Here is a 6,865-nt window from a genome sequence, read left to right as displayed (position 1 = left end):
TACGACGAGCCCGATGTTCCACCCGCCGCGTCAGCACCATCGTCCGAGCCGTTCACACGTTGCTGACCTGCAACTATTCAGGATGAAAGACGTTCCGTGAGACCGCCCGCACCGCAGGCGGTCCGTTCTCGAAGACCGGGACCTATCCAGGCTGCTGATCACCGAGGCCAGGAACACCGGCGGACGAGCCTGGCTCGGCGAAGCGTCGGCCGTGGGAGTGCTGGGAGTGCGGGGCTGTCCCTGACCGGGACATCAACGCGGCGGTCAACGTCGCCAAGGCCCCCGGACTGGCGGCATCAGCCTGTCGAGCGCGGATAAGACGACCGGGACCGGTCCGGCACAGCGTGAAGAAAAGGGGCGTTTCAAAGTCCTGGTGATCACGTGAGTCCGCAGGGCAGAGTGGTCCGGTCGGGCCCGTCACGTACGCAACGAAGCTCCGGTTGAACGGGGTGACCTTCCCAAGCCGCCCTGAACGACCGGAGCTTCGATGTGCCGTCAGTCTGCCACCGTCTGTCTCGTCAAGTCGCCTGCTCTGGAGGGTGTGGCAGGGCTGTCGCTGGTGGAGCGGTTGCGGTTGCTGCCTGATCCGCGGCGGCGGCGCGGGGTGCGTCACCCGTTCGTGGCGGTGCTGCTGGTTGCCGCCTCGGCAGTGGTGGCCGGCGCTCGCTCGTATGCGGGGATCGGTCAGTGGTCCGCGAGTGCTCCGCAGCATGCCCTGGCCCGGATGGGTGCCCGTGTGGTGGGCGCCCTGGGGATGCGTGTCGCGCCGAGTGCCGCCACGGTCCGGAGGATCATCGGCCTGGTCTGCCCCGGCGGCCTGGCCGACCTGACCGGCGCCGATCCCGGCGGCGCCCAGTCGCTGGCCGTGGACGGCAAGACCGCCCGCGGCTCCCGGCAGGGCCAGACGCCCGCCGCCCACCTCCTGGCCGCGATGACCGGCGACGGCCGGACCGTCACCCGGCTGCGAGTTCCTGACAAGACCAACGAAATCACGTGCTTCGCCGCGTTGCTGAAGCCCTACGACCTGAAACGGGGTCACCATCACGGCAGATGCCCTGCATACGCAGCGCGACCACGTACGTTTCCTGGTGGAGAAGAAGGCGCACTACCTGCTCGTGGTCAAGGCCAACCAGCCCGGGCTGCACCGCAGGCTCCGGTCGCTGCCGTGGAAGGACGTCACCGCACGGTGCTACGACCGTGGGGGTGGGCCATGGCCGCAAGGAGACCCGCGTGACCAGGGCCCTCACCGTCACCGATCTCGGCCTGGACTTCCCTCACGCCGTCCAGGCCGTGCGCATCCTGCGTCACCGTACCGGTCTCAAGAGCGGCAGGTGCAGCCGCCAGACCGTCTACGCGATCACGGACCTGACCTCCCATCAAGCCTCGCCCCAGCGGCTCGGCCGGCTCGCCAGGTCACAGTGGGCCATCGAGAACCGGCTCCACTTCGTCCGCGACACCACCTTCCGCGAGGACGCCTCGAAGATCCGCACCGGCCACGGGCCCGAGAACATGGCGACACTGCGCAACCTGGCGATCAATACGCTCCGGCGGCACGGGCACTACAACATCGCCGCCGGCCTCCGTCACGTCTCCTACGACCCATTCAACAGGCCGCTGGACCTGCTGAACATCCCCCGACAAGGCCATCTACATGATCACCGGGACTTTGAAACGCCCCTGGCGTGAAGAAGCAGGCATCCACCGAGACGGTCAGACGACCGTAACAGGAATACCCACCTTTGGGTGGCGCGGAAGTCAACTCTGGGCTTTCTCCACGATCACCGCCTCACCCGGCGCCAAGGTCCACTACCGAAGGCGCCGTGACCACTATGGAGACTGGCACGCCGCCGCCCAGAGCCACCCCTTGAACCGCATGATCGGCCAGCTCTGAGACTGTCTGAAACACAGCGCCTATTCGACGAACAGGCGGCCTTACCCACCGCACTCGCCGTCGCGGCTTGAAGTTAGGCCCCTGAGCTGTCAACGGGCCGCTGTTCGCCACCATGCCGCGGGTCGGAAGTCGACCAGGGACAGGTGATCGGTGAGATCGGCCCGCTCCTGGAACATGGCAGAGAACGGTGCCGTTGGCCGGCAAAGCGGATGTTCCGGTCATGCACTGAGGCCCGTAACAATGACGCCATCCTCGTGCTCAGGCGGAGGAGGAGGCTGCAGAAGGAGGCTGCTCGCTGCGATCAAAAGAACGACGCCAGCTAAGGCAGGTACAAGGTATCGCGCTCGCGTCTGTGACCGGCGGATGGGCTCTTCAAGGCAGTGGTAGGAGATGCTCGCTAACGCCAGCGACAGGGCCAGCGCTAGAAAAGTTGTTGTTTGTGTTGCCGACGCCAGGTGCTGAGTAAGGAACAGCCACACCGGCCAATGCCACAGGTAGAGGGAATAGCTTATCGCCCCTACGGCTACCAGTGGCCTAGATCCCAGCCACCGGGCCACGCCGTTCCCGCAGCTCAGCACCAGTGACGCGATCAGTGCGGCCGCCGCGATCCCAGCCAGAGGGAGCCGCCAGAGGTATAGAGAACTGTCCTCGATTTCTGTGGTAATCCATAGCGAGACTAGGACAGCAAGAGCAGTGATGGCAGCAGTGTTCAGAACAGCAGGGCGGTAAGGAGACTTGCCCGTCTCAATTCCGTAACCCCCTCCTGTGCGCACCAGGATTAACGCAGTGAGTGCACCCAGAAGCAGAGCGCCGGCTCGCGTGTCTGTTCCCATATAGGCGCGATCAGCGCTTTCCGGTGTGTAGAGAGTAGCAGCGAGCGCGTAGCAGGTTACCACTCCTGCGCCGGTGATTACTTTGAGTGCACGCAATGACCTGACATAGGCAAATACGGCCAGCAGTAGAGGCCAGCAGAGATAAAACTGTTCTTCGACAGCGAGTGACCACAGGTGGTTCAAGGGGGTATGACTCGCTTCGATGCCCCAGTAGCCCACTTCGCCATAGATGGCGTACCAGTTGGAGTAGTAGAGAAGCGCGGACAGTGTCTGCTCGTTAGTGGTACGACGTAATGAGGGTGGTCCGTCTAAATGCATCCAGAGCTGGATGCAAAGCAAAAGTAGCAGAACAGCAGGGATGAGACGCCGGATGCGGCGCACCCAAAATCTCGCCAGGTCAATGGATCCGTGTTCCCTGTTCTCGTTGATCAGTAGACGAGTGATTACGTAGCCGGAAATTACAAAGAACAGGTCTACACCGAGGAATCCTCCTGGCAGCGGGAACTCGAAGTGGAAGGCGATCACCGCAATGACGGCCAGGGCGCGCAATCCATCAATTGAGGGGATTCGGCTCCCAGGGCTGGCTCCGCTAGGCGCCTCGCCTGTGAGGGGACGTAGTACTGTGCTTGTGGTGGGCATGAGTTGTCCTATCGCGGGAACGCTTCTCGATCAGCGCTCCGCACCAGCACCGTGGGATTTCAGCTCGGCGTGGATCGAGTTCAGGACCCAGTTGCCGAGACGGCGCTGTGCAGTCGGTGTGGGGTGACCCGTTTCGTCATATACCCCGGTGCTTCCGACGAAACGCGGACAGCCTCTCACATTGCACAGTTGGCTACGCAGGTCAAGGAGCGAGACCCCTTTTGCTGCGTTCCGCACAGCTGCAGCCGCCACTGCCTCGTTCATGGCGTCTGACACGTTGCGGAGATAGGCATGCTTGGAGTCACTGTCGACTGTTAACGAAAGAAACACCTTCGCGCCGTGAGCGGTCAGGATATTGATTGCCCGGTCAATGTTTTCCCGGTACCTATCGCGGAATACTGGATCGGTGATGTTCCGCAACCTGCCCGTCCCATCCACGACCTGTTGTGCTTGGTCCCAGAAGGATGTTGTTAGCAGCACCGCATCTGGTTGATATTGGCGAACAAGCTTAGGCCAATCCTTTGTCCATGAATTACACTGCGGAGGTGTCTCGGACTTGCGTCCCTTAATCATGGCGACTTTCGACATTATGATGCCACAACCGCCCTGCGCCGCGTTCACCACTGTGTTGCCCGCGGTTGCTCCGGCGCGGCCCATGCCGATGCCGAGATTGCGAGCCCACGAATCGCCGACCACGAGCACTCTGATCCCGTTGACTCCGGACCGCAGCTGCACGTCACCCAAGGGTGGATCACCGTGCGACGTCGGCCTTGGCGCCAAAGGGGCTAGCGCTGCATCCGGCGGACCCTCCCAGTCCTCGCCCCGTGGAGCGCATGCTGTGATCGAGATCAGTGACATTGCCGCAGCCAGCACAGCTGCGGACCACCTGGAGCGCAAGCTACCCCTCGCATTTTCCTTTGCCCGCAGGCCGCCTCGGAGCCGAGGCTACGGCCCCTGCTCTCAGCACAGCGGGTTCATGTACTCCTTGCTGGATGGCGGGAGTGCTTATTCATGACGCGGTGCACCCAGAAGGGTGGAACAAGGGAAGTGCCGCTGCTATCCCAGGAGCCGCAGCTTGTCGCCTGCTCTGCCACGTCCCATGCCTCCCAGCATCGAACAACTATGCCGTATATGCCGGCCTCGCGGTGGGCCCTCGAATGCGCACTGGTTCGCTGATCCCAGACTGTGACCCATCCTGTGACGAGCCGATCCACCGAGTTAGGTGTTGGCGGGCTGCGATCCCAGCAGTCTTCCGCTTTCATGATTTTTGACGTGCGGGCCTCTCACTCGCGAGGCCCTTCAGCCGCGTTTTTGATGGCCTGGAGCTAACGCTGCACCTCTCCTGATCGCTCCCTTTCATATCAGGCCTATACGACGGCCATTCCGGTGCGATGTGGCTCCGCGTCATACCAGAACGTTAAGGCACTCTTGTTCTATGCCGTTTCGACGCGCCGATCTGGGTCAGGCGGGAGTTGCCAGGCGGGAGTTGCCAGGCGGGGTAAAGAGTGACGATATGTCGTGCGCGTAAGCGGGGAACCGTGAAAAATCGCTTACCTTTCGTTGCCGCGTTAACTCTCGCGACTCGACCTCGATGCTATGCCGACGGCTACTCCCGCTCAGTACCTCCATCAATGGCCGGGCTGCAATCCTCTGATTCGCCACCCGAACCGCTGAGTATGGGTCAAAGCCAGGCGCCCCGTACTGGCGAAGATTCCGATGTGCACTACTTTCAGCAGTACAGTCATATTCTCGCAAGGATGGAACGCCTGTGCTTACGCTCAAGAAGCTTGTTATGTCCATTGGCAGTGCAGTCGCGTTGACGCTGCTCACTGCTACCTCTGTCGCTGCAGCGAACCCGGGCGCCTTAGACGGGCGCGCCCAGGTCGAATCATGGCCGCCTTCAGGGGATGTCCCTCTCGAGGGGGGCCAGGAAGTCCCATCAGCAGACCCCGATGGTAGTGGTCAATTTGAGTATTTCGTTTGGGGGAAGTGGCTGTGTTACGGGATCGCTGTTGAGAATATCGATACGGCAACGGCGGCCCACATTCATCATGGCAAGCCAGGAGAAAACGGCCCTATCATCGTTGCCTTGAAAACGCCGGAAGCAGGCTCATCGGGCGGCTGTATCCGAGCTATCCGCGAACAGGACGCAGATAATGCAAATGAAGTTCTGACTTTCCAGGAACTTCAAGCAATCGCGGAAGATGAATGGTTCTATTACGTGAACGTTCACAATGCCGAATATCCTGCAGGGGCGGTGCGCGGGCAGCTCGGTTAACCGGATGCGCTCCCGGTACAGCGCACCGGCAGCCTGTGCAACAGGCCTTAAACGCTTCACAATGGCCGTGGGCCGGGCTACCACATAGGCGGTCCTGAGGGGTTAAGGCGTTGCCGGAGTGCCTTGCATCTGCGGACTGGCTCCTGCTGGTGGCGGTCTACTACAGTAGGCCCTGTTTCTCGGATCTCCTGACAGTGGTGGGGTGTTGGGGCAGGCTGGGTGGATGGGTCGTGGGGATCTGACGAACGCAGAGTGAGCTTCTTCGAGTTGGCCGCTGATCGGGTGACAGGCGAGGGCTCGTAACGGACAAGGCTCCCGGACGGTTGGGCGAGAGGTCTCACGTCTCAACTCATCTGCCAGGGAGCCTTGTTGGTTACCTACTCCTGCCGCACTGGACCTTCCGCATGCCCTCGTGGAGTGGGTCACAATGCCGATCGTCACCCGGGAGGGTGACCGCCGGTGCAAGCTGCCGGCCTCCCAGCGGGCCCTGATCGCACTCGTATATCTGCGGAAGCATGACACCCTCGCCTAGACCGCCGCCGGATTCCGGAGCAGCGAGAGCACCGCCCACGCCTATGTACACAGCGTGATCACGCACCTGTCTTCCCGCGCTGTCCCGCTCACCCGCGCACTGCGGCAAGCCCGCCCCGGGTACGTCCTCGTCGACGGCACGCTCGCCGAGTGCGACCGCGTAGGCAACAGCCAGGACGACTGTTCAGGCAAGCACCGGGGGCACGGCGTGAACATCCAGGCGGTCACCGGCCCGACCGGCGAACTCGTCTGGTACTCGCCGGCCCTGCCCGGACGACCTGCGGACGTCACCGCCGCCCGCACCCACAACATCGTCACCATCTGTGAGCGCCTGAAGATCCCCGTGCTCGCGGACAAGGCCTGCCAGGGTGCCGGCGGAACGTTCGCCACACCCGTCAAAAGGCACCGAGGCCGTGAGCTCACCGACAGAGAAGTCCCTCAACCGGGCGCACGCCCGACTTCGCTCGCCTGTCGAGCGGGCCTTCGCCCGGCTCAAGGCGTGGCGGCTCTTCCGCAAAGCCCGCGTCAGCCCCAACAGACTGACGTCAATGATTAAGGCGGTCCTCGCCCTGGAGAGGCAACGCTGAAGAAGCTCAATGAACGTCTTTCATCCTGAATAGTTGCAGGTCAGCAACGTGTGAACGGCTCGGACGATGGTGCTGACGCGGCGGGTGGAACATCGGGCTCGTCGTA

At 62.5% G+C, this 6,865-nt stretch carries 5 protein-coding genes and 3 pseudogenes; 6 read left to right on the top strand and 2 right to left on the bottom strand.

All coding sequences use genetic code 11. The annotated features are described in order from the left end of the window. Positions 1-233: 233 nt before the first annotated feature. From ACZ6C1_RS38310 to ACZ6C1_RS38295, 4 genes and pseudogenes are all read left to right on the top strand, one after another. A pseudogene (locus ACZ6C1_RS38310) lies at positions 234-377 on the top strand (hypothetical protein); the annotation flags it as partial. Positions 378-541: 164 nt separating this feature from the next. Further along, entirely contained in the window at positions 542-1,234 is a 693-nt protein-coding gene (locus ACZ6C1_RS38305; RefSeq protein WP_469247664.1) for a transposase family protein, read from the top strand. After that, positions 1,231-1,686, top strand: coding sequence for a transposase (locus ACZ6C1_RS38300; protein WP_469247663.1), 456 nt, complete (start codon positions 1,231-1,233; stop codon positions 1,684-1,686). Before ACZ6C1_RS38305 ends, ACZ6C1_RS38300 begins: the two co-directional genes overlap by 4 nt. A 73-nt stretch (positions 1,687-1,759) precedes the next feature. Further along, positions 1,760-1,962, top strand: a pseudogene (locus ACZ6C1_RS38295) (IS110 family transposase); the annotation flags it as partial. Positions 1,963-2,109: 147 nt separating this feature from the next. Here ACZ6C1_RS38295 and ACZ6C1_RS38290 read toward each other — a convergent pair. Continuing rightward, entirely contained in the window at positions 2,110-3,363 is a 1,254-nt protein-coding gene (locus ACZ6C1_RS38290) for an acyltransferase family protein (protein WP_469247662.1), read from the bottom strand. Between the two features lie 30 nt (positions 3,364-3,393). Then, the gene (locus tag ACZ6C1_RS38285; RefSeq protein ID WP_469247665.1) at positions 3,394-4,098 is read right to left on the bottom strand and encodes a DUF459 domain-containing protein; all 705 of its coding nucleotides are present in this window, start codon (positions 4,096-4,098) and stop codon (positions 3,394-3,396) included. 1,033 nt (positions 4,099-5,131) lie between these two features. Between ACZ6C1_RS38285 and ACZ6C1_RS38280 the strand changes: the two genes are divergently transcribed. Both ACZ6C1_RS38280 and ACZ6C1_RS38275 read left to right on the top strand, forming a co-directional pair. After that, complete coding sequence (locus ACZ6C1_RS38280) at positions 5,132-5,641, top strand: CHRD domain-containing protein (protein WP_469247661.1); 510 nt, start codon at positions 5,132-5,134, stop codon at positions 5,639-5,641. A gap of 427 nt (positions 5,642-6,068) precedes the next feature. Continuing rightward, positions 6,069-6,759: pseudogene (locus tag ACZ6C1_RS38275) on the top strand (transposase family protein). Positions 6,760-6,865 lie beyond the last annotated feature (106 nt).

It is taken from the genome of Streptomyces sp. NPDC041796, from assembly GCF_055590785.1.
The sequence above is the reverse complement of the archived record's forward strand: the minus strand, read 5'-3'. Positions and strand labels throughout refer to the sequence as shown.

Coding starts and splice junctions, on each gene's coding strand:
- ACZ6C1_RS38290 (WP_469247662.1), bottom strand. CDS start 3,363: ATGCCCACCACAAGCACAGTACTACGTCCCCTCACAGGCGAGGCGCCT.